Genomic DNA, 24,700 nt, shown 5'->3' on the forward strand with positions numbered 1-24,700 from the left:
CCGCGCCGAGACCGTTATTTCAACGGCTTCTCGGCATATCCCATGTAGATGAGCCATGTGAACGGCAGCGGTCCGAAGGTCGGATCGCCGCGGCGATTCACGCCGCGCGGGCCCAGCCCGGTCCGGTTCAGCGGCCTCAACCCCGCCTTTCGCGCCGCGCGATCCAGCTCGGCCGGGGTGATGAACATTTCGGGGTCATGCGTGCCCCTGGGCAAGAGCCGCATAACGTCCTCGGCCATCGTCACCACGGCAAAGCGCGACAGGGCATTGCGGTTGATCGTGTCGAACAGGAACCGCCCGCCGGGCACCAGCACGCGCGCGACCTCGGCCATGACGCGATCGAGATCGCGGACATGTTCAAGGACGTCGACACACACCACCGCGTCGAAAGACCCGGCCTCATAGGGCAGATCCTCGCCCGCGCCGACATCGTAGGCGATCGACAGCCCCTCGGTCTCGGCATGGGCGCGGGCGGCCTCGACGGCCTTGCGCGCGGGGTCGATCCCCGTGACCTGCGCGCCCCGCCGGGCCAGCGCCTCGGCCATGAACCCGCCGGCGCAACCGAGATCCAGCACCCGCCGCCCCGTCCAGTCGACATGCCGGTCGAACCACGCCAGCCGCCCCGGCACCATGTTCCTGAGCACCCGCACCCAGCGGATATCGTCGGACCACCAGGCCGCGGCGGTGTCGTCATAGATCGTCAGGTCGTTGCGGGCCTTGCCCATGGGCGGTCTCCTCCTGAAATCGGGCGAAAACGCGAAGTTCGCCGCCAAGTTTACACGTTAGCCTCGTCGTCACCTCGGCCCGCTATCGTCCTCCACGGGGATGAAGGAGGGTAAGACATGGGTAAACCGCAAGGTGCCCCGATAATCGTCAGGCGCGTCAAAAAGATCGAGGGCGGCCACCACGGCGGCGCGTGGAAGGTCGCCTATGCCGATTTCGTGACCGCGATGATGGCGTTCTTTCTCATGATGTGGCTGCTCAGCTCGACCTCCGAGGACATGCGCAGCGGCATCGCCGACTATTTCAGCCCGACGGTCCCGGTCAGCCCCGAATCGGGCGGCGGGGACGGGGCGCTGATGGGCATCACCGCCGTCGCGCAAAAGACCGATCCCGGTGCGGGCGACGGCACGGATTCGCGCCAGCGGGCCGAGGACGGCGCCGCGACCGAGGCCGATCTGGAATCGCTGGCCCAGACGCTTTCGGGCGAGGACTCTCCGCTGCCCGACGAGCTGCGGCGCCACATCGCCACCCGGATCACCGACGAGGGGCTCATCGTCGAGCTGTCGGATTTGCCCGACCGGCCGCTCTTCGACCCCGACGAGGTGACGCCGACCCCGATCATGTCGCGCCTGCTCGACGTCATCGGCGAGGCGTTCGCGCCCTTCGTCAACGACGTGGCCATTGGCGGGCATGTGAAATCGGCGCCCGTGGTACTGCGCGATCCGCCGGATTGGCGCCTGTCGACAGGGCGGGCCGATACCGTGCGCCGCCTCCTGACCGAGGGCGAGCTTGCCGCCCACCGGGTCCGGCGCGTCGTGGGCCATGCCGACCGCAACCCCGCCCGCGAAGACCGGATGGACCCGCGCAACAACCGCATCGAGCTGACGCTGCTGCGGTGAGACGCGGCGTTCAGGGATCGTTAAGGCCGGGCTGTTAGGACGGGGTCAACGATCTTGGATCACGGGAAAGGCCAGTTCATGTCGATGTCATCGTCCCTTGCCGCGGGTGTCAGCGGGCTCAACGGCAATTCGCAGAAACTTGCGAGCATTTCGGACAATATCGCGAACTCCTCGACATTCGGCTACAAGCGCAGCGTCACCGATTTCCACGCCATGGTGCTGAACGGGGCATCGTCGCAGGGGCTCTACGCCGCCGGGGGCGTGCGCACCACGACCGAACGCCAGGTGGATGAACAGGGCCAGATCCGCGCGTCTTCGAACGCGATGGATATCGCGATCAACGGTGGCGGTTTCCTGCCCGTGGCGCGCAACACCGCCGCGATGTTGGCCGGCAGCACCGAGATCGCGCTGGCCACCACCGGATCCTTCACCGCCAATGCCGACGGGACGCTCGTCAATGCATCCGGTTTCGCGCTGATGGGCTGGCCGGCCCAGCTCGACGGCACGTTCCCCAGCTTTCCGCGCGATACGGCCGCCGGGCTCCAGCCGGTCAACATCTTTCACAACCAGTTCGCCGCCAACCCCACGACCGAGATGACGCTGGGGCTGAACCTGCCCTACAGCTCTTCGGTGCCCGGCAATCTCGGGGCGCCCGAGGACATGACGCTCGAATATTTCGGGAATCTGGGGCAGACCGAGACGCTGAAGTTCACTTTCACCCCCTCGGGGACCGAGAACGAATGGGTCGTCGATGTCGTCGACAGCGCCAACGGCGGCTCGGTCGGCAACTATACCATGACCTTTGCCGATGCGGCCGTCGGCGGCGGCAAGCTTGCCTCTGTCACGACCAATGCCGGCGGGGCCTACGACCCGGCCACGGGGACCTTCGACCTTGCCGTGGGGGGCGGCACGATCACCGTGAATATCGGCGAGATCGGGGGGGCCACCGGCATCACCCAGCTCGATACGACCTTCGCGCCCTCGACCCTGACCAAGAACGGCTCGGCAGTGGGCAATCTCAAGGGGGTCGAGATCGACACCGGCGGCACCGTCCGCGCCATCTATGACGGCGGTTTCACCCGACCGATCTATCGCGTGCCGGTCGTCGACGTGCCGAACCCGAACGGCCTGATCGCGGGTGAGGCGCAGACATTCGGCGTGTCGCGCGACAGCGGCAGCATGTTCCTGTGGGACGCGGGCACGGGCCCTGTGGGGCAGACGCTGGGCTATGCCCAGGAGGCAAGCACCACCGACGTCGCGCATGAATTGACCGAGCTCATCCAGACCCAGCGCGCCTATTCCACGAATGCCAAGGTCATCCAGACCGTGGACGAGATGTTGCAGGAAACCACCAACCTCAAGCGGTAAGGACCCAACGCCATGAGCATCGCGGCCGCCTTCGGCAACGCCCTGTCCGGCCTGACATCGTCCGGCCGCCAGGCGCAAACGGTGTCGTCGAACATCGCCAATGCCCTGACCCCCGGATACGGTGCGCGCGAAACCCGGCTGTCGCCCGGTGTTCTCGGCGGGGTCGAGATCGTCGCCATCGACCGACGCGTCGATGCAGCACTGCTCGACGAACGCCGCGGCGCCGATGCCGAGCTGGGCGGCCGCACCGCGCGGGCCGCGGGGCTGGAACGCGCCGGGCGGATCGTGGGCGCGGCCGACGACCCCGCCGCGCTTCCGGGCCTGATCGCCCGGTTCGAGGGCGCGCTGGTCGCCGCCGCCGCCGACCCGGCCTCGGATCTGCGGCTCGATTCCGTTGCCGCGCGCGCGGGCGACATCGCGGCCGGGCTCAACCGCGCGGGACAGGGAATACAGGCGGAACGGTTGCGCGCCGATTCCGAGATCGCCGCGACGCTCGACCGGCTCAGCGGGGCGCTGACCCGCGTCGACGACCTGAACGCCCGCATCGCCGTTCTCAAGGCCACGGGCGAGGATACGTCGACACTCAAGGATCTGCGCCAGCGCGAACTCGACGGCATCGCCGATATCGTCCCCATCCGCCTGTTCCAGCGCGAAAACGACCGAATCGCGGTGATGAGCACGAATGGCCAGATCCTGCTCGACGATCGCATCGCGCGGTTCGAGTTCACGCCGTCGAACGCCATGTCCCCCGGCGCCATGCCCTCTGGCCTCGTGATCGACGGCACCCCCGTCGCCACCGGCGAGGATGGAAAGCTCGGCGGCGGGCGGCTTGCCGCGCTGTTTGCCTTGCGCGACACCGATCTGCCCACCGCACAGGCCCGGCTCGACGGGTTCGCCGCCGAACTGGTCGCGCGCTATGCCGATCCCGGCCTCGACCCGACCCTGCCCCCCGGCGCGCAGGGTCTGTTCACCGCCAGCCCCGGCGGGCCGGGCCTGTCGCTGCGCATCGCGGTCAACCCCGTCATCGCGGCATCCGGCACGGGCGAGACATGGCGCCTGCGCGACGGGATCGCCGCCGCGGCCCCCGGTGCCGCGGGCGATGCACGCCTGTTGGAGGCGATGCGCGAACGGGCCGCCACGGCCCGCGTTCCGGCCGACCCGGTGCTCGGGGCCGCCCGCCAGACGCTGGGCAGCTTGGCCGATGCCACGGTCGCGACCGCCGCGCGCGACGCCTTTGCCGCGCGCGAGGCCGAAACCTATTCGGCCGCGCGCCATTCCGCCCTGCGCGAGGCCGAACTGGCCGGCGGGGTCGATACCGACGCCGAGCTCCAGACGCTCATGCTGATCGAGAAATCCTATGCCGCGAACGCCCGCGTCATCGAAGCCGCGGACGCCATGCTGCGCCGCCTCATGGAGATCTGACGATGCAATCCATCGGCGACCTCGCCCAATCCTTCCTGCTCAGACGCGGGGCCGCGCGGCTCGAAGCGGAAACCACGCGGCTCGGCCAGGCGCTGACCACCGGGCTCGCCCCCGACATCGCCGCCGCGACCGGGGGCGATACCCGCGCCATCGCGGCCCTGTCCCGCGACCTGACACTGGCCGACACCTACGACCGGGCCGCGGTCGAGATGGGGCTGCGCGCGGCAGGGGCGCAAGCGGCCCTTGGTGCGATCTCGGGGCGCCTGTCGACCCTGACCGGCCAGACCGCCACGCTGACCGGCGCGGCTTCGCCCCAGGCGTTGGATGCGCTCTCCTCCGAGGGGCGCAACGCCTTTCTGGGCGCGATCGGCGACCTGAACACCGCGGTCGCGGGCCATAGCGTCTTTGCCGGGACGCGGGTCGACGCCCCCGCCGTCATCTCGGGGGATGCGATTCTCGGCAAGTTGCGCGCGCTGACGGCCGGGATGACCACGGCCGGGGATATCGGCGCGGCCATCGACGGCTATTTCGGGCCGGGTGGCGAGTTTTCGACCGCCGACTACCGCGGCTCGCCCGCCCCCGCGCCGGCCATCGCCATCGCCCAGGGCCAGCGCGCCGCCATCGGGCTGACCGCGGACGATCCCGCCCTGCGATCCGGTCTTGCCGCGGCGGCCAAGCTCGCCTTGCTGGACGATGCGTCGCAAGCGGCCCGCGCGGCCCTTGCCATCGACGCACGGGCCGATCTCATGCCGGCCGAACGCGCGATCACCGGGTTGCGCGGCCGCCTCGGCGCGACCGAGGCGCAGATCGACGCGGCCCGCGCCTCCACCGCCGCCCGGCGCCATGCGCTCGAATCCGAGCGGAACGCCCGCATCGGCGTCGATCCCTACGAGACGGCCACGCGCCTGCAACAGGCGATGGCGCAGCTCGACACGCTGCATGCCGTCACGGCGCGCCTGTCGCGGCTCAGCCTCGTGAACCACCTGTGATCGGGCGCGTACTGATCCTCGCCCTGGCGGTCTGGGGCATGGCGGCCGCGGCCGCGCCCGTCCGCATCAAGGACCTGGTCGAGTTCGACGGCGTCCGCGGCAACGATCTGGTCGGCTATGGACTTGTCGTCGGGCTGAACGGGACCGGCGACGGGCTGCGCAACGCGCCCTTCACCGAAGAGATCATGACCAATATCCTCGAACGGCTCGGGGTGAATGTCGGCGGAGAGGAGTTTCGCCCGAAAAACGTCGCCGCCGTCCTCGTCACGGCCGAGCTTCCGCCGTTCGCCCGCGCGGGCAGCCGGATCGACGTCACCGTATCGGCCATCGGGGATGCCACCTCCCTTTTGGGCGGCACGCTGGTGATGACCCCCCTGAACGCGGCCGACGGGCAGATCTATGCCGTCTCGCAGGGTACCGTCATCGCGGGCGGCGCCGTGGCCGAGGGCGATGCCGCGCGGGTGACGCAGGGCGTGCCCACCGCCGGCGCCATTCCCGCAGGCGCGCGGGTCGAGCGCGAGATCGATTTCGACTTCACGACGCTGGCGCAGATCCGCCTGGCGCTGCGCACCCCCGATTTCACCACGGCGGGGCGGATCGAGCACGCTATCAACGCGACGCTCGAACGCGGGGTCGCGGTGATGCTCGACGCGGGCACGGTACTGGTCGATATCGCGGCGACCCATGCCGCCTCGCCCGCCCATGCCATCGGCCGGATCGAGAATATCCGGGTCGAACCCGAACGGCGCGCGCGCGTCGTCGTCGATCAGCGGTCGGGCACCATCGTCATGGGATCGGACGTGCGCATCAGCCGGGTGGCGGTCAGCCAGGGCGGGCTGACCCTGCGGGTCGAGGAAGCCCCCATCGCCATCCAGCCCAACCCCTTCGCTCCGGGCGAGACGGTCGTCGTGCCGCGCACCAATGTGGCGATCGAGGAAGAGGCCGGAACGGGTCTGGCCGAGGTGCCCGAGGGCACGTCGCTGTCGCAGGTCGTCGCGGGGCTGAACGCGCTGGGGGTCGCGCCGCGCGACATGATCGACATACTGAAAAGCATAAAGGCGGCCGGTGCCCTCCACGCCGATTTCATCGTTCAGTGACCATGGCCGCGGGATCGGACAGCATTCCAAGAATGATCCCGGCGGCCAGGTCGGGGCGTTCCTCGTGGGCGAGATGGCCCAGCGCGCCGAGGTCGCGCCAGGCTCCCATGGGCAGCCGCGCCGCCGCCTCGCGGGAGTTTTCGGGCGGCACCGATCCGTCCCGCGACCCGGTCGCAAGCAGAACGGGACAGGCGAGGGTCGGCAGACGTTCCGACAATCGGCCAACATCCCATGCCGCCATCATGGCAAGCGCCCCCGCAACGTGCCGCCGGTCCGAGACAAGCTGGCGGTATTGCCGCCGCCCCGCGGAGTCGATCCGCGATCCGGTCGAGGCCAGCAGCCCGCTGACCTGCCCCGGAAGCCCGAGCGCGCGGCTGGCGAGGAACGGCACGCCGGGGGCGCGGACGAGCGTGCGCGCCAGCACGGGGAATACCCAGCCGGCCGCCCCGCGAAAGGGCGAGAGCGCCGCGTTGAAGCCGACGACCCCGCGGATCGTCTCGGGCGCGGCCAGCGCCATCCACAGCGCGATGGCCGCGCCCGCGGAATGCCCGACGACGATATCCGGCGCGATGCCGAGCCGCTGCAACAGCAAGGCCAGATCGTCCGCCATCGCCGGAAGCGACGCGCGTTCGGGCCCCGTCGCGCGGGTGAATCCATGCCCCGGCAGGTCGACCATGACCACCCGCGCGTGGTCGGCCAGCAACGGCGCCACGCCCCGCCAGCTATGGGTCGAGGCGCCGGTGCCGTGCAGTAGCAGGACCGCCGGCCCGGTGCCCAGCACCTGCACATGCCACCGATGCGCGCCGACGGTCGCGGTGCCCGAGTACTCGGCCAGCGGCCAGTCGGGCGGCAGATCGCCGGGCGGGGGTCCGAGGGGGGTCATCGCGTCGGCCTTTCCCGGTCAGAGCGCATCGGCAACCGCCCCGGCCCCGTCGCCGGCGCGGCACAAGCTGACGCCCGGCAGGCCCAGCGCCTGGGCCAGCGCGCGCATGTCGCGCCCCTGCCGGCGGCCGGTATCGACCACCGCGCCGGCGGGCCGATGCGCGGCGATGATGCGGGCGAGCCGTTCGGCATCGCCGCCAGCCTGCGCCCGGTCCGCCGTCCCGTCCAGCGCGATATTCGCCCGCCCGTCGGTGAACAGGACCAGCGCGGGGGTCATGCCCCGCCGCCGCGACTGCTCGATCAGGTCGAGCGCGGCCTGCAACCCGGCGGCCAGTGGCGTGCCGCCGCCCGCGGGCAACCCGGCCAGCCGCGCCTTGGCGCGGGCAAGGCTGCGCGTCGGAGGCAGCGCAAGCTCGGCCATCTGGCCGCGAAAGGCGATGACGGCGACGTGGTCGCGGCTTTCATATGCTGTCGCCAAAAGCGTCTCGGCCAGCCCCTTGGCCTCGGCCAGCCGTGCCAGCGCCGTCGAGCCCGAGGCATCGACGCACAGGATCACCAACCGATCGGCGCGCGTCTCGTACCGGCGCAGGCGGATGTCGTCGGGCCTGATCGCGACGATGGCGCCCCCTTCGGGACGGGCGCGCATCCTTTGCATGGGCGCGGCCGCGCGCAGGGTGGCCAGCACGTCGACCCGGCCGCGGCCGGCGGCACCCGGCCGCGACGGCAGGGGGCGGCCGCGCGTGCCGCCCCGCCGACGCTCGCCACCGCCCGCGCCGCTCGGACGGGCGCGGCTGCGGGCCATGGCGGCCAGCGCACGGCTCAGATCCTCGGGCATGGCGGTGCGGACGCCGTCGATCACCCTGTCATCGGCCGGATCGCCGGCGCCCGCGTCATCACCGGGGGGCGGCGGCTCGGTCGGATCGGGCGGCGGCGCCTCGTCGGGCGGGGCCTCGTCCGGCAGGGGGGCCGCGCGATGCGCATAGACCAGCCGCGCCGCCTGCGCGACCTGCGCCTCGCCCGGTGCCGCGAGACCGTCCAGCGCGGCCAGCGCGCGGGCCGCCGCCATCGCCCTGAGCGGCGCGCGCAGCGATGCCACCCCGAGAGAGGCCGCGATCCGCACCAGCGCCTCGGCCAGATCGGGCGGGGTCTCGATATGGGACAGCCGTTTGCGCGCCGCCGCGACCCGCGCGGGATCGGGCGCGACGAGATCGCGATAGCTCATTGTGTCGAGCGGCAGCGCCAGCGCGATGCGGTCGATCAGGCCGGGGGGCGGGGCCTCGTCCTCGGCGGCGCCCTCGTCGAGCAGCACCACCGCGGGACCGCCGCGATCTACCGCGTGACCGATCCGGGCGGCGACCCCGCTTTCCATCCGCTCGGCCGTGGCGACGATCAGCGGCCGCGCCCCGGCAAGGACTCCCTGCCCGGTCACGACCCGCCCCGTCGTCAGGGTCGCTGCAAGGTCGAGCCCCCCGTCAAGCGTCGCATCGTCCATCTGCGCGGGCACCCGCCGCGGGTCGAGCGGGGCGAGCCAGCCGAGAACCGCGTCGCGCACGGGACCGGGCCGGGCGCGCAGCCAGATCCCCCCCATGCCCGCCGGATCGACGAGGAACAGTTCGATGGCGCGCCGCACATGCTCGGCCGGGCCCGAAGGATCGTCGTCCTGCGTCATTCGGCGGCGGCGGCGACCGGGCCAAAGACCCGCTCGATCAGGCGCGCGATCCGGGCCGCGCTGCCGGCCTCGTCCATCGGGTCGCGGCGCAGACGGTGTTGCAGCGCCATCGGCGCGACCTCGCGGATATGGGATCGGTCGACCGCCGGGGCGCCTTCGAGCGCGGCCAGCGCGCGCGCCGCCCTGAGCAGGGTCAACTCGCCCCGCAGCCCGTCGGCGCCCAGCGCGATGCACAGCTCGGCGCAGTCGCGCAGCGCGGCATCGCCCGCCTCGACCGATTTCAGCGCCTTTCGCGCCGCGACGATCCGCTTGCGCAGGGCGCGATCCTCGGGCGCCCAGTCGCGCACGAAGGCCGCGGGCGCGCGTTCGAACGCATCGCGGCGCTTGACCACCTCGACGCGGGTCTCGACATCGCCGGGCGAGGCGATATCGACCATCAGGCCGAACCGGTCCAGAAGCTGGGGGCGCAACTCGCCCTCTTCGGGGTTGCCCGAACCCACCAGCACGAACCGTGCGGGGTGGCGGATCGACAGGCCCTCGCGCTCGACCACGTTCTCGCCCGACTGGGCCACGTCGAGCAGCAGATCGACGATATGATCCTCGAGCAGGTTAACCTCGTCCACATAGAGGAACCCGCGATTGGCGCGCGCCAGCAGCCCCGGCTCGAACGCCTTTTCGCCGCGGGTCAGGGCGCGCTCGATGTCGAGCGCGCCGGTCACGCGGTCCTCGCTGGCGCCCAGCGGCAGGTCGACCACCGGCGTCGGGCGCGAGACGACGCGGGTATCGGCGATTTCGGCCCATTCGGGACAATCCCCCGGCCGGGGGGACGCGACCGGGCAGCCCGCGACCGCGCGGATCGGCGGCAAGAGCCCCGCCAGCGCCCGGACAGCGGTCGATTTGCCGGTGCCGCGATCCCCCATGGCGAGAACGCCGCCGATGGAGGGGTCAATCGCGGCGAGGACCATCGCGCGTTTCATGTCCTCCTGGCCGACGATGGCGGAGAATGGAAAGACGTGTGCGGTCATGCGGCCCTCGGCAGGTCTGAGGTTTCATCGGGCCACGCGCCGCGCATCTCGATGACGGCGAAACGGGCGTAGAGCTCTTCCGAGAACCAGTCGCCCGCCCGGACGGCGCGCACCGCGCGCATATGCGGCCCGTCGGCCCTGGCGAAATCGGCCATGGTCCTTGCATCGGGCCAGATCGAGAACGTCACCTGGTGGAGCCACGGAACCTCGCCCAGCCCGATGCGAAAGGTGACGTTCATGTCCGACAGGATGGCCTCGTGGATATCGGGCACGCGCGCCCAGAACCGCGCGAGATGCCTGGGGCGAATCGTCGCGCGGGTCAGCGCGGCGACCGGGCCTTCGATCGGGCGGTTCCCGTCCGGGGCAAAGGGGGTGCGGCCCGACCATTGCCCGCGCGCCTGTGCCGGTTCGAGAACGATGGTGCGCACCGCGTCAGCGCGCGCGGCCCAGCGCCGATAGGGTTGGGCGGCCAGCCCCGCCTCGGCGGCGGCGCGATCCTCCCAACAGGCGAGGATGGCCCATGTGCTCCAGTTCGGGCGGGGCGAGAACCCCGCGCCCGAACCGGTGCCGCAGAGTTTCCAGAAGGTGCAACCGGGCAGGCGCGCCATGTCGAGACGCGACAGCCCCATCTGCGCCACGACCCAGGGCCGCACGGCGACACGGTCGAAACGATGCAAGGTAAGGGTCACGGTCTGCATCCCGCACCTCCTGAAAGTGTAAATCCAGTCTGACAGCATTCCCTTGCGCAGAAAAGAGCAAGCGGCATGATTGTCAACCAAACTGGACACCTCTAGGGTCATGCCTATGGAACACGATCGCAACGCCCCGCCCGCCTCTCATGCCATCGTCATCGGCGCCGGCCTTGGCGGGCTCGCCGCGGCCATGCGCCTTGGCGCAAGGGGGTGGCGCGTCACCGTGCTCGACCGGCTCGACTGCGTGGGCGGGCGCGGCTCGGCCATCGAGGTCGAGGGGCACCGATTCGACCTCGGCCCGACCATCGTCACCGTCCCGCAGGTGTTCCGCGAACTCTGGGCGGCCTGCGGGCGCGATTTCGACCGCGATATCGAGCTGACATCGCTCGACCCGTTCTACGAACTGCGCTGGCCCGATGGCAGCAAGTTCGCCGCGCGCCGCGACGAGGGCGACATGCGCGCCGAGATCGCCCGCCTGTCGCCGCAGGATGCGAAAGGCTATGACCGGTTCCTGCGCGATGCCGAGGATCGCTACAGCTTCGGGTTCGAGGATCTGGGCCGACGGCCGATGCACCGCTTTGCCGATCTGCTCAAGGTTCTGCCGACCTTTGTGCGGCTGCGCGCCGACCGTTCGGTCGTGGCCCATGCCAAGCGGCGGTTCCGCGACCCGCGCCTTCAGATGGCCTTCAGCTTTCATCCGCTCTTCATCGGCGGCGATCCGTTCCGCGTGACGTCGATGTATATCCTCGTCAGCCATCTCGAACGGGCTTTCGGGGTCCACTATGCCAAGGGCGGCGTGGTCGCCATCGCGCAGGCCATGGCGCAGGTCATCCGCGACCAGGGCGGGACCGTCCGACTCGATGCCGAGGTCGACGAGATCACGACCGAGGGCAATCGCGCGACCGGCGTCCGGCTGGCCGACGGAACCCACCTTCCGGCCGCGGCGGTGGTGTCGAACGCGGATGCGGGCCACACCTATGACCGCCTACTGCGCAACCGCCCGAGACGGCGCTGGACCACGCGCAAGCTGGCGCGCAGCCGCTGGTCCATGGGGCTGTTCGTCTGGTATTTCGGCACGAAGGGCACGGCGGGCGACTGGGCGGATGTGGGTCATCACACCATCCTCAACGGTCCGCGCTATTCGGGGCTGGTGCGCGACATCTTTCGCCGCGGCAAGCTCGCGCCCGACATGAGCATCTATCTGCATCGGCCCTCGATCACCGATCCGACCGTTGCGCCCGAAGGCGGCGACACGTTCTACGCGCTCTCGCCCGTGCCGCACCTGGGCGGGGCCGATCCGGTCGACTGGGAAACCGAGGCGCCGCGCTATCGCGACGCGATGGCGGCCGAGCTCGACAAGGCGATCCCCGGCTTTCGCGACCGCATGACCGCGAGCCATATCATGACGCCGGTGGATTTCCGCGACCGCTACCTGTCGCCCAACGGCGCGGGATTCTCGCTCGAGCCGCGGATCCTGCAATCGGCGTGGTTCCGGCCCCACAACGTCAGCGAAGAGCTCGACGGGCTCTGGCTGGTGGGCGCGGGCACCCATCCCGGCGCCGGCCTGCCGGGGGTGATCTCGTCGGCCGAGGTGCTCGACAAGCTGGTTCCCGACGCGCCGCAGGCCGCCCCCCGGCCCGGTCCGCAGCGGATGGCCGCCGAATGACCGCCGTGACGCAGGACCCCGCCGCCCGCGACATGGCCGAATGCCACGCCGCCATCGCGACGGGGTCGTATTCGTTCCACGCGGCATCGCGCCTCTTGCCGCGCAAGGTGCGCGACCCGGCCATCGCGCTCTACGCCTTTTGCCGGTCCGCCGACGATGCCGTCGACCTGGGGCAGGATCGTCACGCGGCACTCGCCGCGCTGCGCGAGCGGCTGTCGCTGATCTACGAGGGGCGGCCCCGCAACCTGCCGTCGGACCGGGCCTTTGCCCGCGTGGTCGAGGCGTTCGACCTGCCCGCCACCCTGCCCGAAGCCCTGCTCGAAGGGCTGGCATGGGATGCCGAGGGGCGCCGCTATGACGATATCGGCGGGCTCTATGCCTATTCCGCGCGAGTCGCCGCCGCGGTCGGCGCGATGATGTGCGTTCTGATGCGCCGTCGCGGGCACGAGACGGTGGCGCGGGCCTGCGATCTCGGCGTGGCCATGCAACTGACCAATATCGCCCGCGATATCGGTGAGGATGCCATGGCGGGACGGCTTTACGTGCCGCGCGACTGGCTTGCCGCCGACGGCCTGTCCGAGGACGCGTTTCTCGCCCGCCCCGAGGCGCACCCGGCCCTGCGCCGCTATGCCGCCCGGCTGCTGAGCGACGCGGACCGGCTATACATGCGGTCCGAGGCCGGGATACCCGACCTGCCGCTTTCCGCGCGGCCGGGCATCTTTGCCGCGCGCCATGTCTATGCCGGGATCGGCGGCGCGCTGCGCCGGCAGGGATGCGATCCGACGGTCGGGCGCGCGCGCACGAACCGCGCGCAAAAGGCCGGTTGGCTGGGGCTGTCGCTGCTGCGCACGGGCACCGCGCTGGCCATGCCGCGCTCGGCCGTGCGCTATGCCCGCCCCCTGCCCGAGGTCGCGTTCCTCGTGCAGGCGGCGGCCACCGCCGCGCCCGAACCGGATCGCTGGGAGGATGGGCGCGCGGGCCGCATCCTCGGGATCTTTGCCACGCTGCGCGAGACGCGGGACATGCGCTCGCAAGGCTGACGGAACCCGCTCTCCGGCCGGGCCGTTCGGTCCGCAAAGGAGAACGTCCATGGCCTTTACGCTGACGCTGCAAAGCATCTCGCCCGTGACCCACGACACCTACCGGCTGGTCTTTGACCGGCCCGAGGGGTTCGAGTTCGAGCCCGGACAGGCCACCCACTGGGCGCTCGACCGCGATGGCTGGCGCGACGAGGATCGGCCCTTCACCATGACCTCGCAGCCCGAGGATACCGACCGGGTCGAGTTCGTCATCAAGTCCTACCCCTCGCATGGCGGCGTGACCGAGCAGATCCCCGACATGACGCCCGGCGACCGGATCCTCGCCGAGGAACCCGCCGGGGCGATCACCGACAAGGGCGCCGGCACCTTCATCGCGGGCGGCGCGGGCATCACACCCTTCATTCCGATCCTGCGGCGGCGTGCCCGCAAAGGCGCGCTCGACGGCTGCAAGCTGATCTTTTCCAACAAGACCGAGCGCGACATCATCCTGCGCGACGAATGGGAGGGGATGGAGGGGCTGTCCTGCGTCTTCTGCGTCACCGAGCAGCCCGACAGCGATCTCGTGACCCGCAAGATCGACGCGGCGCTGCTGAACGATGCGATCTCGGACAAGACGGCTCCGGTCTATATCTGCGGGCCGCGGCCGATGGTGAACGATATCCGCGAGGCCCTGATCTCGACCGGGGTGCCCGAGGATTCCATCGTCACCGAAAAGGGCTGGTAGCCCCCGCCATCCCGGCGCGCCGCCCGCATGGACGGCGACGCGCGGCGGCTGTATGGCGCGGGCCATGGAACGGTTCCAAGACGCCTATGCCGCCCGGATCGAGGCCGGCGCGATCGAGCCCGATCCGGCGCAGCGCGCCGTCCTGCCCGCGTTCGAGCGTCTGCGCACCGAGCTTGCCGCCCCCGCCCCCCGCCGCTGGCTCTTTGGCCGCGGCAAACCTGCGACCGTCAGGGGGCTTTACCTGTGGGGCGATGTAGGGCGCGGGAAATCCATGCTCATGGACCTGTTCTTTGCCGGGGTCGAGGTGCCGGGCGGCAAGCGGCGCGTGCATTTCCACGCCTTCATGCAAGAGGTGCATAGTGGCATCAACGCGGCCCGCAAGCGCGGTGTCGACGATGCCATCGCACCGGTCGCCGACGATATCGCGCGGGATCTGCGGCTCTTGTGTTTCGACGAAATGCAGATCGGCGACATCACCGACGCGATGATCGTCGGCCGCCTGTTCGAGCGGTTGTTCGAGGGCGGCGTGACGGTCGTCGCCACGTCGAACCGGCCGCCCGGCGATCTCTACAAGGATGGGCTGAACCGCAACCTGTTCCTGCCCTTCATCGCCCTGATCGAGGACCGGATGCAGGTGGTCGAGCTCGCCTCGCCGCGCGACTGGCGGCAGGATCGCATCGCCGGGCGGCCGGTCTGGTTCACCCCCGCCGATGCCGCGGCGCGGGCGGAAATCGACGCGCTCTGGACGGCGCTGACCGACGACGCCCAAGGCGAACATCTGAGGTTTGCCGTGTCGGGGCGCGAGGTCGTGCTGCCCCGCTATGCCGCAGGGGTCGCGCGGGTCGATTTCGACACGCTCTGCGCCCGCCCGCTGGGGCCCGCCGATTATCTCGCCCTGGCCGAGAGGGTGCGCGTGCTCATCCTCGAGGATGTGCCCCGCATGGGACCGGACCGCGCCAACGAGGCCAAGCGGTTCACCACCCTGATCGACGCGCTCTACGAGGCGCGCAGGCGGGTCATCGTCTCGGCCGCCGACACGCCCGAACGGCTGTTCACCATGGGTGCGGGCGCGTTCGAGTTCGCGCGCACCGCCTCGCGCCTGCGCGAGATGCAGGGCGCGGATTGGGGCGCATGACGGGCGCGGTGCGGCACCGGGGGACGGGATAGGTCATGGCCCGGATCTCCCTTGCGCTGACCGGCGCCGATCTCGACGCGCTGCGGTCGCGCGGCTTTCGTCTTGGCGGGCTGATGGCGGCGGCCCAGATCGACGCGGCCTCGCGGTTCGAGGGGCCGGTTTCCCTGGGGGCCACGGTCGCGCCGGGGGCGTTTCTCGATATCGGCGCGTTCTGCAACCTGTCGGGCGGCACGCTGAACAACCTCAGGGCCGGACGCTATTGCTCGGTCGCGGCCGGGGTCGTCATCGGTGCGCACGAGCATCCGACCGACTGGCTCACCACCTCGCGGCTGGCCTATTACCCGCAGGTCCATGGCTGGGATCGGCTCATGGCCCCCGACCGGCTGGCCGAGATCGCCGCGGCGAAACCCGCTTTCCCCGATGCCTGCCCGGTGACGAAGCTGGGCGCGGATGTGTGGATCGGGCAGGGCGCCTATCTCAGGGCGGGCATCACCGTCGGAACCGGCGCCGTCATCGGCGCGCGGGCCACCGTGACGCGGGACGTGCCGCCCTATGCCGTGGTCACGGGCACCCCCGGCCGCGTGGCGCGTCTGCGGTTTCCCGATGCGGTGGCCGAACGGCTCATGGCGTCGCGCTGGTGGGACTACTCGATCTACGACCTGTTCGGCGCACCGATGGACGATGCCGAGGCCGCGCTCGACGCGATCGAGGCGCGCGTGTCAGCCGGCGATCTGCGCCCCTATGCGGGGCCGGTCATCACCGCGCCCGAACTGGCCGATCCCGCGTCGCTGATCGCGCGGCTTGCACCGGCCCCGACAAGCTGACCGGGGGCGTCAGTCGCCCGCCCCCTCGCCCTTGCCGCGCAACCCCGCGACATCCTCGGCCGTCACCGTGCCCGGATAGGCGTTCCCCCAGGCGGTGCGGACATAGTTGGACACCGCCGCGATCTGTTCGTCGTCCATCTGGTCGCCAAAGCGGGGCATTCCGTGATAGCCGGTCAGCAGCACCGTGACGATGTAGTATTTCGACGTCAGCTTGGGGTTGGCGGCGAGGTGCGGATAGGTTCCCGCGCCGATGGCCCCCTGCCCCTCGCCCATATGGCAGGCGCGGCAACTCGTATCGTAAAGCGCGGCCCCGCCGGTCTGGGTGAACTGGTCGGGCTGTTGCGAGAACATCTGCAGCACCTCCTCGGCGCCCTCGACCGGCGAGGGGCCGGCCGGTGCGGTCGGCAGGTCGGGCGGCGAGTCCACCGGCGCGTCGAAGGGCCGGGCATCCTGCGCGACGGCGAACCCCGCAAGCAACAGCGCCACCGGCAGCATCGTGATCGTGGTCTTCATCGCTGCATCCTTTCGCGTCAGGCGTTCACGCGGCGGTCGAGCCGCCGGATCGTATCCAGCGCCGACAGGATCGCGCCTTCCTGCCAGGCGGGAATGTGGGAACAATGCTCGCCCGCCAGCACCACGCGCCCGTCGATCTCGCAGAGCGTTTCGTAATGCTCGGCGCGCAGCTCTTCGGTCCACTGGCCGTAACATCCGAGCGTCCACGGCACGCGATGCCACGCGCAGGAGGTGCCGCTCATGTATTCGGCATCGTATTGCGGATGGATGCGGCGGCCGTATTCGCGCGCGGCGATGATCCGTTCCTCGGGGTCGAGCGCGTTGAACGTGTAGGTCCAGTTCTTTTCGGCCGTATAGGTGTCATAGGCCGCCTGCAGCACGCCCGGCCCCTTGTCGAACAGGTCGTGGGACGGATAGGCGATCTGGACGATGGGCAGGTCGGTATAGCTGATGCCGCCGACGATCCACTCGTCCTCCTCCCAGAAACGGCGCTTGAACTCGAGCGCGACCTTGAACGCCGAGGCATAGGGCACGGCGGCGATGGCCTTTTTCTTGGCGTCGGACACGTCGATATCCATCTGCGCCAGCACCGAAAGCGGGATCGTACAGATGCACCAGTCGGCCGTCTCCTGCAGAATGTCGTCGCCCCCCTCGCGGTCGCGATAATGGACGGTCACGCCGTTCTCGCCCTGCTCGACCCGGACGACCTGCGAATTGAAACGGATCAGGTCGCGACATTCCCGCGTGAAGGCATCGCCGATCTTGCCCATGCCGCCGACAGGCTGAAACAGCGCGGGATGGTGGTTGTAGTGGTTGAAGGTGAAGAGATCGTTCCACAGGCCCGATTGCAGCAGCGGCGACATCGCGATCGGCGTCGACGGCTCGGCTTCGGGCATCAGCCCGCCGCCGGGCAGGACGTCCCAGCCGCGCACCTCGCCCAGCTCGTCGCTTTTGACATAGCGATAATCCTTGTCGAGCACGCCCCAGCCCCTGAGACCCTCGAGCAGCCTCTCCTGGTCCTCGCGCGTCACGGTCTCGTCGAGCGCGCCCTGGCGCACGGATTTCGCCAGAAGCTCGGAGGTATAGCCCCGGATATCGGTCTCGACATGGCCGATCTGCTGCGGCGTGCCGCCAAAGGCCTTGGAGTTGTGGAGATAGGCCTTTTCGTTCTTCATGATGAACGGCTCGAGCGCGACCCCCAGCTTGCGGCAGTAATCGAACACCGCGTAGTGATGGATCGGCAGGCGCCACGGGCCGGGGTTGAGATAACCGGTCTCGAAATCGCAGGTCACTTCGGCGCCGCCGAGCTCGGTAAAGCGATCGCCGCCCTTGATGGTCCAGCAGCGCCCGCCGCCCCGGTCCTGGTACTCCAGAACCTTCACGTTGTAGCCCGCCTGCCGCATCTCGTAGGCGGCCGTCAGCCCGGCCAGCCCCGCGCCCAGGATCACGACGCTTTCGCCGTTGCGCGCGCCTGCAAGCGGCGGCGGCTTGCCCGTGTAATCCGAGGTCGCGGCGAACCCCATCGAGGTCATCGCCTGATACATCGCAGCCGACCCCGCGGACGTTCCGATCATCGCGAGCAGCTGCCGGCGGGTGGGCATCGTGATGGGCATGGTCATGCTCCGCTCCTTTCGCCCCGCCCATAGCGGGACCAGACAAGCCAACCCAGCGCGGCGAGCCCGATCAGCACGAGCGCAATCGCGATCCAGGCCAGGGTGGCGGCGTATTCGATGTAGAAGGGCAGATCCTGCACCGGGTTCAGGATCGCGTTCACGTCCTCGGCGGCCAGATCGCTGGTCTCGAAGCCGCCGAACTCGGTGCGGACATAGTTGGCCAGCTCGGCGATCTGCGGGTCGGTGAGATCACCGCGCAGCGCCGGCATGGGCGGGGCGCGATAGAGCATCTCGTGCTGCACGCCGTTGGCGATGACCTGCACAAGGTTGGTCGCATCGGCCCGGCGGATCGTCGCGCTGTCCTGAAGCGGCGGGTAATAGGCCGGGGCCTGCCCCTGCCCGTCGACCCCGTGGCACGAGGCGCAGGTCTCGACATAGAGCCGCGCGGTGCCGGTCACGCCGTCATCCGCAAGCGCCCGCGTCATGTCTTCGCGGATCGAGCCGAACTCGTGCGCGTATTCGGGACGCTCGGCCGCGGGCAGGACGATGGGCCGCTCCTGGCCCGGCGTCGGCAGCGTCGGGACGGATTTCAGATAGGCGCCGATCGCCATCAGGTCGTCATCGTCGAGATGGCGGGTCGAGAAATGCACCACCTCGGCCATCGGACCGGCGGCCTGCACGACATCCATCGCCTGCCCGGTCCGCAGGTAATCGGCGATATCCGCGACCTCCCAATGGCCCAGGCCGCCATTGTCGGCCGGGGTGATGTTGGGCGCGATCCATCCCCTGATCTTCGCCCCGCCGAGATACTGGTCGTCTTGCGGGATCATCAGTCCGTTGCGGGGCGTATGGCAGGCGCCGCAATGGCCCAGCACGTCGACAAGGTAGGCACCGCGCGCAAGCTGCGGGTCCTGCGGCCATGTGCGGTCATCGAGCGCCAGCGCGTTCCAGACCCGCATCGAGAGGCGGACGTTGAACGGGAACGGCAGATCGGTCTCGGCCTCGGGGGCGCGCTCCACCGGCTCGACCGTCTGCATATAGGCCCAGAGCGCGGCAATATCTTCGTCCGGCATGTCGCGGTAATAGGCATAGGGCATGGCGGGGTAGAGCATATGATCGGGCGACCGGCCGTCGCGCAGCACCGCGCGGAAATCGGCAAGGTCGTAATCGCCGATGCCGTATTCGTCCGAAGGCGTGATGTTGGGCGCCACGATATCGCCCAGCGGCGTCTCGATGGGCTTTCCCCCGGCATAGGCCGTGCCGTCGGGGCCGATATGGCAGGACATGCAGTCGGCCGCGCGGGCGAGGTATGCGCCGCGCTCGATCTCGGTCGGGCCCTCGGCCTCGACGGTCTCGAGCCAGGCCGCTTCGGATTGGGTCTGTGCGGCGGCGGGTGCGACGGGCCCCAGTGCCAGGATCCCGACCAACAGTGATTTCCCGATACATGACCGCATGACGCACCACCCGCTTTCACGTTCCACCGTCCGACCCGACGCCTGTACCGTCCGGCCCTGTCCCAAAGAGAAGCCTCGGAAGAGTGGGGCGGTTCCACCGCCCCGCGACAATCTGTCAGGAAGGGTCAGATCGGCAGGCGGATCGCGGCGCGGCTTTCGTTCGCCGGGCACCGCCCTATCTGATCGCACTCAAGCTGGCGCAACCGACCGGCCCGACCGCATGACGGAGCTTTCCATGACGACCGATATCGCCATCACCCGCGACGTGACCGAAACCAAGGGCCGTTACACGGCGACGGTGGACGGGCACGAGGCCGAGATGACCTATTCCCGCGCCGGTCCACAGACGATCATCATCGACCATACGGCCGTGCCGGATGCCCTGCGCGGGCGCGGCGTCGGACAGGCGCTCGTGCAGCGCGGCGTCGAGGATGCCCGCGCCGAAGGGCGCAGGATCGTCCCGCTGTGCCCCTTTGCCAAGGCGCAGATCGACCGGCATCCCGAATGGCAGGATGTCCTGGCGGAGTGACGCAGGCCCGGCGCACGCCGCCCGCGCCGCTCACATGAGGGGCGAGATCAGCCGGGCGGCCGAATCGCGCAGGCGCCGCAGCGGCGGCGACGCGCGATACGCGGCGGCGTCGAACGCGAGGCACAAGTTGCGGTCCGCGTCAAAGGCGGCCTCGAGCTCGGCCGCCACCCCCGCATCGTAGATCAGCGCGTTCAGCTCGTAATTGATCGAGAACGACCGGATGTCCCAGTTGCCCGAGCCGACCGACGCGATCTCGCCGTCGACGGTCACGGTCTTGGCGTGCAGATAGCCGCCCTGGTAGAGCAGCACCTCGACCCCGGCCTCGGCGGCCTCGGCCTTGAAGGTATTGGCGGCCCAGTAGGGCAGATACTGGCCCGGCCCCTCGGCCGAGATCATCACCGACACGTCGATCCCGGCCAGCGCCGCGGCCTTGAGCGCCTCCATCACCGTCTCGTCTAAGATGAAGAACGGCGTCTGCACCCGCACACGGCGGCGCGCGCCCACAATCATCGCGAAATATTGCTGCCGCACCGCCCGCCATTGGGAATCGGGCCCCGACAGGCAAAGCTGCACCGGCAGCCCGTCTTGCGGGCCATCGGCGAGGGCGGGGAAATAGTCCGGCCCGAGGATCTGTTCGCGGGTCGCGTTCGACCAGTCGATCGCGAAAACGCCCTGAAGGGCCAGCACGGCCGCCCCTTCGAGCCGCAGATGCGTGTCGCGCCAATGGTCGAAGCGCGGCCCCGGATCGAAATGCTGGTCCCCGATGTTCAGCCCACCGGTATAGCCCACGCGCCCGTCGATCACCGCGATCTTGCGGTGGTTGCGATACGAGATCGTGTGCACCCGCCACAGCGGCGAATAGGGCCGCGCGTCGATGCCCTTGTCGCGCAGCGCGCGCCGCCGGAAGGGGCCGAACCGGCCGATGGAGCCGACAGGATCGTAGAGCAGGCGAACCTCGACCCCCGCCGCCGCGCGCTCGGCCAGGATCGCCTCGAACTCGGCACTGACGCCGTCGTTTTCCCAGATGTAGTATTGCAGGTGGATGCTCGACCGCGCCGCGCGCAGGTCGTCCATCAGCCGCGGGTATTTCCCGGACGCGTTCTGAAGGATCTCGACCCGGTTCGACAGGCTGACATAGACCTGAGCGCTGGAATAGACGAGCCGCGCCAGCCGAACCCGTGGAAAGGGCCGCGTCGCCAGATCCTCGAGGGCGCGTTCGTGCTCGGCCTCGACCCGGTCGAGCGATTGCGCCAGATGGCCGGGCAGGTCGTGCCGCGTCAGGGTCCGCGTGCGCCCGACGCCGCCCCGCATCCGGCCGAAGAGGATGTAGAGCACCGGCGCCAGCACCGGCAGCGTGATGAACAGGAACAGCCAGGCAAAGCTCGATTGCGGGCGCCGGTTCTCGGACACGATGAATACCGTGGCGGCCGCCACATAGACGGTCGCGGCAATCGACAGGAGGCTGGCAAGATCGGGCATGATACTCCGCAGGTGGCCGGGCCACCGGTGAAACGAATGGCCGCCCGCCGATACTGGACGACCTGTGCCGCGACTTCACGCCTTTCCGGGGCGGCGCGGCCAAGCGATGCAGGGGCGCCGCTCAGGCCCCCAGGATCAGGGTCGCGATCGAGAAATAGACCAGCACCCCGACCCCGTCCGAGATCGTCGTGACCAGCGGCCCGCTGGCCGTCGCCGGATCGAGGTTGAACCGGCTCAGCAGGAACGGCAGCGACATGCCGACCAGCGATCCGATCAGCACCAGCACCGTCATGGTCAGGCCGACCACCACGGCGACCTCGGCCCCGCCGCGCCAGATCCCGATGGGGGCCACCACCACCGCCATCGTCAGGCCCAGCGCCGCGGCGACGGCGAGTTCGCGCGCGATCAGGTCGCGCCAGTCCTTCATCGCGACATCGCCCGTGGCCAGCGCCCGCACCATGAGCGTCGCCGATTGCGAGACCGCATTGCCGCTGCTGTCGATGAGCAGCGGCAGGAAGAATACGAGCGACACGTAGGCAAGGATCATCTCTTCGAAATAGGCGATCCCAGCCCCGGAAAAGAGGTTGCCGAACACCAGAAGCGCCAGCCACACGACACGCTTGCGATACAGCAGCCCGATCCCCGCCTGCCTGAGGTTCTCGGCAAAGGGCAGCACGGTCGAGCTCTTGTGGAAATCCTCGGTCGTCTCGGCCACCAGCGCATCGGCGGCGTCGTCATGGGTCACGATCCCCAGCAGCAGGCCGCCCTCGTCGACAACCGGAAGCGCCGGCAGGTCATAGCGCGCGATCAGGCGCCCGGCCTCCTCGCGGCTGGCGTCGGGATGGATCGTGACGGGCGCCGCGTCCATCAGCTCGCCCAGCGGCGCGTCGTCCGAGGCGAGGATGAGATCGCGCAGCGTGACGACCCCGACGAGCCGCCCGGCGTCGAGGACGTGGAACCGGTGCATCGCGGGCTCTTCGGGGGCCTCGCGCCGCAGCGCATCGAGCGCGTCGAGCGCGGTGGCCCCGGCGCCCAGCGACGCGCAGCCGGTCGTCATGATCGACCCGGCCGTGCCCTCGGCATGGGCGGCGAGCCGGGCGATATCCTCGCGCTCGGGCGGCGCGAGATCGGCCAGCAGTCGGCCCTGCGTGTCGTCGGCGAGCAGGTTGAACAGATCGGCGCGGTCGTCGGCATCCATACCGGTCACGATCTCGGCCAGCGCGCCCCGATCCATCCGCTGGGCCAGCTCGACCTGAAGGCGTGGCGCGAGATAGGCAAAGACCGCGGCCCGCCGGTCGAGCGAAAGCCGCGCGAGACGGTCGAGGATCTCGTCGCGGCCGAGCGTGCCCAGCCGCACCGCCTCGTCCACCGCATGCGCGGGGGCGGACCCCGTTGCGATATCGTCCATGGTGATCGCCCCTTTCGCGAAACCGGCTCAAGTCCCTCTTTTGGGGCGGGGCGGCGTCCGGTCCCGCCCCGTGCGGCCCCGGCGCCAACCGGGCGTAGGCCTGACGCGCGGCTCTCAGGCCGGGCCGGTGCCCTCCCGCAACGCGGCGAGCGCCTTCTTGATCCGCTTGAGCAGGTCGGCCTCGACCTCGCCGCCCATCCCCTCGCCCGAGGCGCGCAGATAGGCCGACTTGTCGTCGCGCCATTGCTCGAGCAGGCGGATCCTCTGCGATCGGTCGAGGGACTCGTCGTGCAGGATCTCTTCGGGTGTTTCGTATGTTCCGTGATAGGCCATGGCGACCTCCTGCTTTTGCGACAGGGGTCAAGATAGGGGGCGCGGGGCCTGCGTCGATACGGGGGCGCGGGGGGCCTTCGACAGCCCGTTCTCGAAAGGAGCCGCGACATGCTGTTCGTCATGGGGGCCACGGGCCGGATGGGCGGGGCGGTGATCCGCCACGCCGAAAGGCCGGTGCGTGCCGCCTCGCGCTCGGGTCGCCCGGTGGCGGGCGCCGCGCAGACCGCGCGGTTCGATCTCGACGATGCCGGGGGCTTTTCGGCGGCCCTGTCCGGGTGCGACGCGCTATTCGTCATGCGCCCGCCGCCCGCGACGACGCGCGCCCCGTTCGACCGCCTGATGGCGGCGGCGCGCGCGGCGGGGGTCGGCCATGTAATCTGCGCGTCGGTCTACGGGGCGGATCGGTCGCGCGTCCTGCCGCATCGCCATATGGAGGCCGCGGTCCGCGATAGCGGCCTTGCCCACAGCTTTCTCCGGCCGGCCGATTTCATGCAGAACCTCGCCGATATCCACGGCCCCGCGATCCGCGACACGGACGAGATCGCGGTGCCCACGGGCGCGGGGCGGTCGGCCTTTGTCGACGTGGACGATATCGGGGCAGCGGCGGCGGCGATCCTGCGCGATCCCGGCGCGCATGACGGGCGTGGCTACGCACTGACGGGTCCCGCCGCGCTGAGTTTCGGCGATGTCGCGGCCATCCTCTCCGACGTGCTCGGGCGGCCCATCCGCCACCGCCGCGTGTCGCTGCCGGGCTTTGTCGCGGGCCAGGTTCGATCCGGGCGCGCGATGCCGATGGCGCTGGTCATGGGGGCGCTCTACACCGTTCAGCGGATGGGCCGCGCCGCGCCGGTGCTGCCCGACCTCGCGCGCCTCCTGGGGCGCCCGCCCACCGATCTGGCCAGCTATGCCCGGCGTGAAAGGTCGGCCTTCCTGCGCGGGTGATCCGCGGCGCGGCGCCGTCAGGCGGGGGCGAGGCCCCGGACCCCCCAAAGCAGCGCGGCAAAGCGGTCGGGGCCGCTGCTGGGCGTCTCGTCGTCGCGCAGGATCGGCGCCGCGGTGTTGTCGGATTTGCGGGGCGGCGAGCCGGTGATCGCGCCCGGAAGTTCGACACTTCCGGGGGTGATTTTCGGCTGCTGCGCATCGGCCAAGACGAAGAATCAATGAGTTAGGCTGAGCGCAAGGTGCAATCCGCGCGGATTTTGTCGTCACACGTCAT

Annotated in this window: 24 protein-coding genes; 12 read left to right on the top strand and 12 right to left on the bottom strand. The window is 70.2% G+C overall.

What is annotated here, in order from left to right; translation table 11 throughout:
- Positions 1–14: 14 nt before the first annotated feature.
- On the bottom strand, positions 15–725 hold the full coding sequence (ubiG, locus tag E2L08_RS15085) for a bifunctional 2-polyprenyl-6-hydroxyphenol methylase/3-demethylubiquinol 3-O-methyltransferase UbiG (RefSeq protein ID WP_133397928.1): 711 nt from the start codon (positions 723–725) through the stop codon (positions 15–17).
- 117 nt (positions 726–842) lie between these two features.
- On the opposite strand from ubiG, the gene E2L08_RS15090 reads away from it, so the two are divergent.
- The 5 genes from E2L08_RS15090 (at position 843) to E2L08_RS15110 (ending at position 6,498) form a co-directional block, all read left to right on the top strand.
- Entirely contained in the window at positions 843–1,622 is a 780-nt protein-coding gene (locus tag E2L08_RS15090) for a flagellar motor protein MotB (protein ID WP_133397929.1), read from the top strand.
- Positions 1,623–1,700: 78 nt separating this feature from the next.
- Positions 1,701–2,990, top strand: coding sequence for a flagellar hook protein FlgE (locus tag E2L08_RS15095; RefSeq protein ID WP_133397930.1), 1,290 nt, complete (start codon positions 1,701–1,703; stop codon positions 2,988–2,990).
- A 12-nt stretch (positions 2,991–3,002) separates the two neighbouring features.
- A complete protein-coding gene (locus E2L08_RS15100; protein WP_133397931.1) occupies positions 3,003–4,412 on the top strand; it encodes a FlgK family flagellar hook-associated protein in 1,410 nt (469 codons plus the stop codon).
- A gap of 2 nt (positions 4,413–4,414) precedes the next feature.
- On the top strand, positions 4,415–5,401 hold the full coding sequence (locus E2L08_RS15105; RefSeq protein ID WP_133397932.1) for a flagellin: 987 nt from the start codon (positions 4,415–4,417) through the stop codon (positions 5,399–5,401).
- Between the two features lie 38 nt (positions 5,402–5,439).
- Entirely contained in the window at positions 5,440–6,498 is a 1,059-nt protein-coding gene (locus E2L08_RS15110; RefSeq protein ID WP_240758264.1) for a flagellar basal body P-ring protein FlgI, read from the top strand.
- On the opposite strand, the gene bchO is transcribed toward E2L08_RS15110, so the two are convergent.
- The 4 genes from bchO to crtA are packed head-to-tail and all read right to left on the bottom strand — an operon-like array spanning position 6,485 to position 10,772.
- The gene (gene bchO, locus E2L08_RS15115) at positions 6,485–7,381 is read right to left on the bottom strand and encodes an alpha/beta fold hydrolase BchO (RefSeq protein WP_133397934.1); all 897 of its coding nucleotides are present in this window, start codon (positions 7,379–7,381) and stop codon (positions 6,485–6,487) included. The two genes, E2L08_RS15110 and bchO, sit on opposite strands and share 14 nt — an antisense overlap.
- Positions 7,382–7,399: 18 nt before the next feature.
- Entirely contained in the window at positions 7,400–9,049 is a 1,650-nt protein-coding gene (locus tag E2L08_RS15120) for a VWA domain-containing protein (RefSeq protein ID WP_133397935.1), read from the bottom strand.
- Positions 9,046–10,074 carry a magnesium chelatase ATPase subunit I gene (bchI, locus tag E2L08_RS15125; RefSeq protein WP_133397936.1) on the bottom strand — a complete coding sequence of 343 codons (1,029 nt, stop codon included), beginning with the start codon at positions 10,072–10,074 and terminating at the stop codon, positions 9,046–9,048. Before bchI ends, E2L08_RS15120 begins: the two co-directional genes overlap by 4 nt.
- The gene (gene crtA / locus E2L08_RS15130; protein WP_240758262.1) at positions 10,071–10,772 is read right to left on the bottom strand and encodes a spheroidene monooxygenase; all 702 of its coding nucleotides are present in this window, start codon (positions 10,770–10,772) and stop codon (positions 10,071–10,073) included. Before crtA ends, bchI begins: the two co-directional genes overlap by 4 nt.
- A gap of 106 nt (positions 10,773–10,878) precedes the next feature.
- Between crtA and E2L08_RS15135 the strand changes: the two genes are divergently transcribed.
- The 5 genes from E2L08_RS15135 to E2L08_RS17405 all read left to right on the top strand — a co-directional run bounded on the left by E2L08_RS15135 (position 10,879) and on the right by E2L08_RS17405 (position 16,155).
- Complete coding sequence (locus E2L08_RS15135) at positions 10,879–12,432, top strand: phytoene desaturase (protein ID WP_133397938.1); 1,554 nt, start codon at positions 10,879–10,881, stop codon at positions 12,430–12,432.
- Positions 12,429–13,472 (top strand): phytoene/squalene synthase family protein, encoded by a 1,044-nt coding sequence (locus E2L08_RS15140; RefSeq protein WP_133397939.1) that lies wholly within the window; start codon positions 12,429–12,431, stop codon positions 13,470–13,472. The genes E2L08_RS15135 and E2L08_RS15140 overlap by 4 nt, the downstream gene beginning before the upstream one ends.
- 49 nt (positions 13,473–13,521) lie before the next feature.
- Entirely contained in the window at positions 13,522–14,196 is a 675-nt protein-coding gene (locus E2L08_RS15145; protein ID WP_133397940.1) for an FAD-binding oxidoreductase, read from the top strand.
- 64 nt (positions 14,197–14,260) lie between these two features.
- Positions 14,261–15,331 (top strand): cell division protein ZapE, encoded by a 1,071-nt coding sequence (gene zapE, locus E2L08_RS15150; RefSeq protein ID WP_133397941.1) that lies wholly within the window; start codon positions 14,261–14,263, stop codon positions 15,329–15,331.
- A 35-nt stretch (positions 15,332–15,366) separates the two neighbouring features.
- Positions 15,367–16,155 carry a CatB-related O-acetyltransferase gene (locus E2L08_RS17405; RefSeq protein ID WP_133397942.1) on the top strand — a complete coding sequence of 263 codons (789 nt, stop codon included), beginning with the start codon at positions 15,367–15,369 and terminating at the stop codon, positions 16,153–16,155.
- A 9-nt stretch (positions 16,156–16,164) separates the two neighbouring features.
- Here the strand turns inward: E2L08_RS17405 and E2L08_RS15160 are convergent, their stop codons facing one another.
- The 3 genes from E2L08_RS15160 to E2L08_RS15170 are packed head-to-tail and all read right to left on the bottom strand — an operon-like array spanning position 16,165 to position 19,708.
- Positions 16,165–16,668: a c-type cytochrome gene (locus E2L08_RS15160; RefSeq protein WP_133397943.1), complete on the bottom strand. Its 504-nt coding sequence runs from the start codon at positions 16,666–16,668 to the stop codon at positions 16,165–16,167.
- A gap of 17 nt (positions 16,669–16,685) precedes the next feature.
- Positions 16,686–18,287 (bottom strand): flavin monoamine oxidase family protein, encoded by a 1,602-nt coding sequence (locus E2L08_RS15165; RefSeq protein ID WP_133397944.1) that lies wholly within the window; start codon positions 18,285–18,287, stop codon positions 16,686–16,688.
- Complete coding sequence (locus E2L08_RS15170; RefSeq protein WP_168771172.1) at positions 18,284–19,708, bottom strand: cytochrome c; 1,425 nt, start codon at positions 19,706–19,708, stop codon at positions 18,284–18,286. The genes E2L08_RS15165 and E2L08_RS15170 overlap by 4 nt, the downstream gene beginning before the upstream one ends.
- Before the next feature lie 262 nt (positions 19,709–19,970).
- Here E2L08_RS15170 and E2L08_RS15175 point away from each other — a divergent pair, with 262 nt between their 5' ends.
- Positions 19,971–20,264, top strand: a complete 294-nt coding sequence (locus E2L08_RS15175; RefSeq protein ID WP_133397946.1) for a GNAT family N-acetyltransferase — start codon at positions 19,971–19,973, stop codon at positions 20,262–20,264.
- A gap of 30 nt (positions 20,265–20,294) precedes the next feature.
- Here E2L08_RS15175 and cls read toward each other — a convergent pair whose 3' ends face one another.
- The 3 genes from cls to E2L08_RS15190 form a co-directional block, all read right to left on the bottom strand.
- A complete protein-coding gene (gene cls, locus E2L08_RS15180) occupies positions 20,295–21,743 on the bottom strand; it encodes a cardiolipin synthase (protein WP_133397947.1) in 1,449 nt (482 codons plus the stop codon).
- Between the two features lie 121 nt (positions 21,744–21,864).
- Positions 21,865–23,151, bottom strand: coding sequence for a magnesium transporter (mgtE, locus tag E2L08_RS15185; protein WP_133397948.1), 1,287 nt, complete (start codon positions 23,149–23,151; stop codon positions 21,865–21,867).
- A 114-nt stretch (positions 23,152–23,265) separates the two neighbouring features.
- A complete protein-coding gene (locus E2L08_RS15190) occupies positions 23,266–23,484 on the bottom strand; it encodes a hypothetical protein (RefSeq protein WP_133397949.1) in 219 nt (72 codons plus the stop codon).
- Positions 23,485–23,592: 108 nt separating this feature from the next.
- Between E2L08_RS15190 and E2L08_RS15195 the strand changes: the two genes are divergently transcribed.
- Positions 23,593–24,426, top strand: a complete 834-nt coding sequence (locus E2L08_RS15195; protein WP_133397950.1) for an NmrA family NAD(P)-binding protein — start codon at positions 23,593–23,595, stop codon at positions 24,424–24,426.
- Between the two features lie 17 nt (positions 24,427–24,443).
- Here the strand turns inward: E2L08_RS15195 and E2L08_RS15200 are convergent, their stop codons facing one another.
- Positions 24,444–24,632, bottom strand: coding sequence for a hypothetical protein (locus E2L08_RS15200; RefSeq protein WP_133397951.1), 189 nt, complete (start codon positions 24,630–24,632; stop codon positions 24,444–24,446).
- Between the last annotated feature and the right edge of the window lie 68 nt (positions 24,633–24,700).

Source organism: Palleronia sediminis (assembly GCF_004358695.1).
Taxonomy (GTDB): Bacteria; Pseudomonadota; Alphaproteobacteria; order Rhodobacterales; family Rhodobacteraceae; genus Palleronia; species Palleronia sediminis.

Bases quoted from the DNA above. Each gene is read 5' to 3' on its own strand.
- crtA (WP_240758262.1), bottom strand. From the start codon at position 10,772: ATGCAGACCGTGACCCTTACCTTGCATCGTTTCGACCGTGTCGCCGTG.
- ubiG (WP_133397928.1), bottom strand. From the start codon at position 725: ATGGGCAAGGCCCGCAACGACCTGACGATCTATGACGACACCGCCGCG.
- E2L08_RS15100 (WP_133397931.1), top strand. From the start codon at position 3,003: ATGAGCATCGCGGCCGCCTTCGGCAACGCCCTGTCCGGCCTGACATCG.
- E2L08_RS15135 (WP_133397938.1), top strand. From the start codon at position 10,879: ATGGAACACGATCGCAACGCCCCGCCCGCCTCTCATGCCATCGTCATC.
- E2L08_RS15140 (WP_133397939.1), top strand. From the start codon at position 12,429: ATGACCGCCGTGACGCAGGACCCCGCCGCCCGCGACATGGCCGAATGC.
- E2L08_RS17405 (WP_133397942.1), top strand. From the start codon at position 15,367: ATGGCCCGGATCTCCCTTGCGCTGACCGGCGCCGATCTCGACGCGCTG.
- E2L08_RS15095 (WP_133397930.1), top strand. From the start codon at position 1,701: ATGTCGATGTCATCGTCCCTTGCCGCGGGTGTCAGCGGGCTCAACGGC.
- E2L08_RS15165 (WP_133397944.1), bottom strand. From the start codon at position 18,287: ATGACCATGCCCATCACGATGCCCACCCGCCGGCAGCTGCTCGCGATG.
- E2L08_RS15195 (WP_133397950.1), top strand. From the start codon at position 23,593: ATGCTGTTCGTCATGGGGGCCACGGGCCGGATGGGCGGGGCGGTGATC.
- bchI (WP_133397936.1), bottom strand. From the start codon at position 10,074: ATGACCGCACACGTCTTTCCATTCTCCGCCATCGTCGGCCAGGAGGAC.
- E2L08_RS15145 (WP_133397940.1), top strand. From the start codon at position 13,522: ATGGCCTTTACGCTGACGCTGCAAAGCATCTCGCCCGTGACCCACGAC.
- E2L08_RS15190 (WP_133397949.1), bottom strand. From the start codon at position 23,484: ATGGCCTATCACGGAACATACGAAACACCCGAAGAGATCCTGCACGAC.
- cls (WP_133397947.1), bottom strand. From the start codon at position 21,743: ATGCCCGATCTTGCCAGCCTCCTGTCGATTGCCGCGACCGTCTATGTG.
- zapE (WP_133397941.1), top strand. From the start codon at position 14,261: ATGGAACGGTTCCAAGACGCCTATGCCGCCCGGATCGAGGCCGGCGCG.
- E2L08_RS15175 (WP_133397946.1), top strand. From the start codon at position 19,971: ATGACGACCGATATCGCCATCACCCGCGACGTGACCGAAACCAAGGGC.
- E2L08_RS15120 (WP_133397935.1), bottom strand. From the start codon at position 9,049: ATGACGCAGGACGACGATCCTTCGGGCCCGGCCGAGCATGTGCGGCGC.
- E2L08_RS15110 (WP_240758264.1), top strand. From the start codon at position 5,440: ATGGCGGCCGCGGCCGCGCCCGTCCGCATCAAGGACCTGGTCGAGTTC.
- E2L08_RS15090 (WP_133397929.1), top strand. From the start codon at position 843: ATGGGTAAACCGCAAGGTGCCCCGATAATCGTCAGGCGCGTCAAAAAG.
- E2L08_RS15160 (WP_133397943.1), bottom strand. From the start codon at position 16,668: ATGAAGACCACGATCACGATGCTGCCGGTGGCGCTGTTGCTTGCGGGG.
- E2L08_RS15105 (WP_133397932.1), top strand. From the start codon at position 4,415: ATGCAATCCATCGGCGACCTCGCCCAATCCTTCCTGCTCAGACGCGGG.
- mgtE (WP_133397948.1), bottom strand. From the start codon at position 23,151: ATGGACGATATCGCAACGGGGTCCGCCCCCGCGCATGCGGTGGACGAG.
- bchO (WP_133397934.1), bottom strand. From the start codon at position 7,381: ATGACCCCCCTCGGACCCCCGCCCGGCGATCTGCCGCCCGACTGGCCG.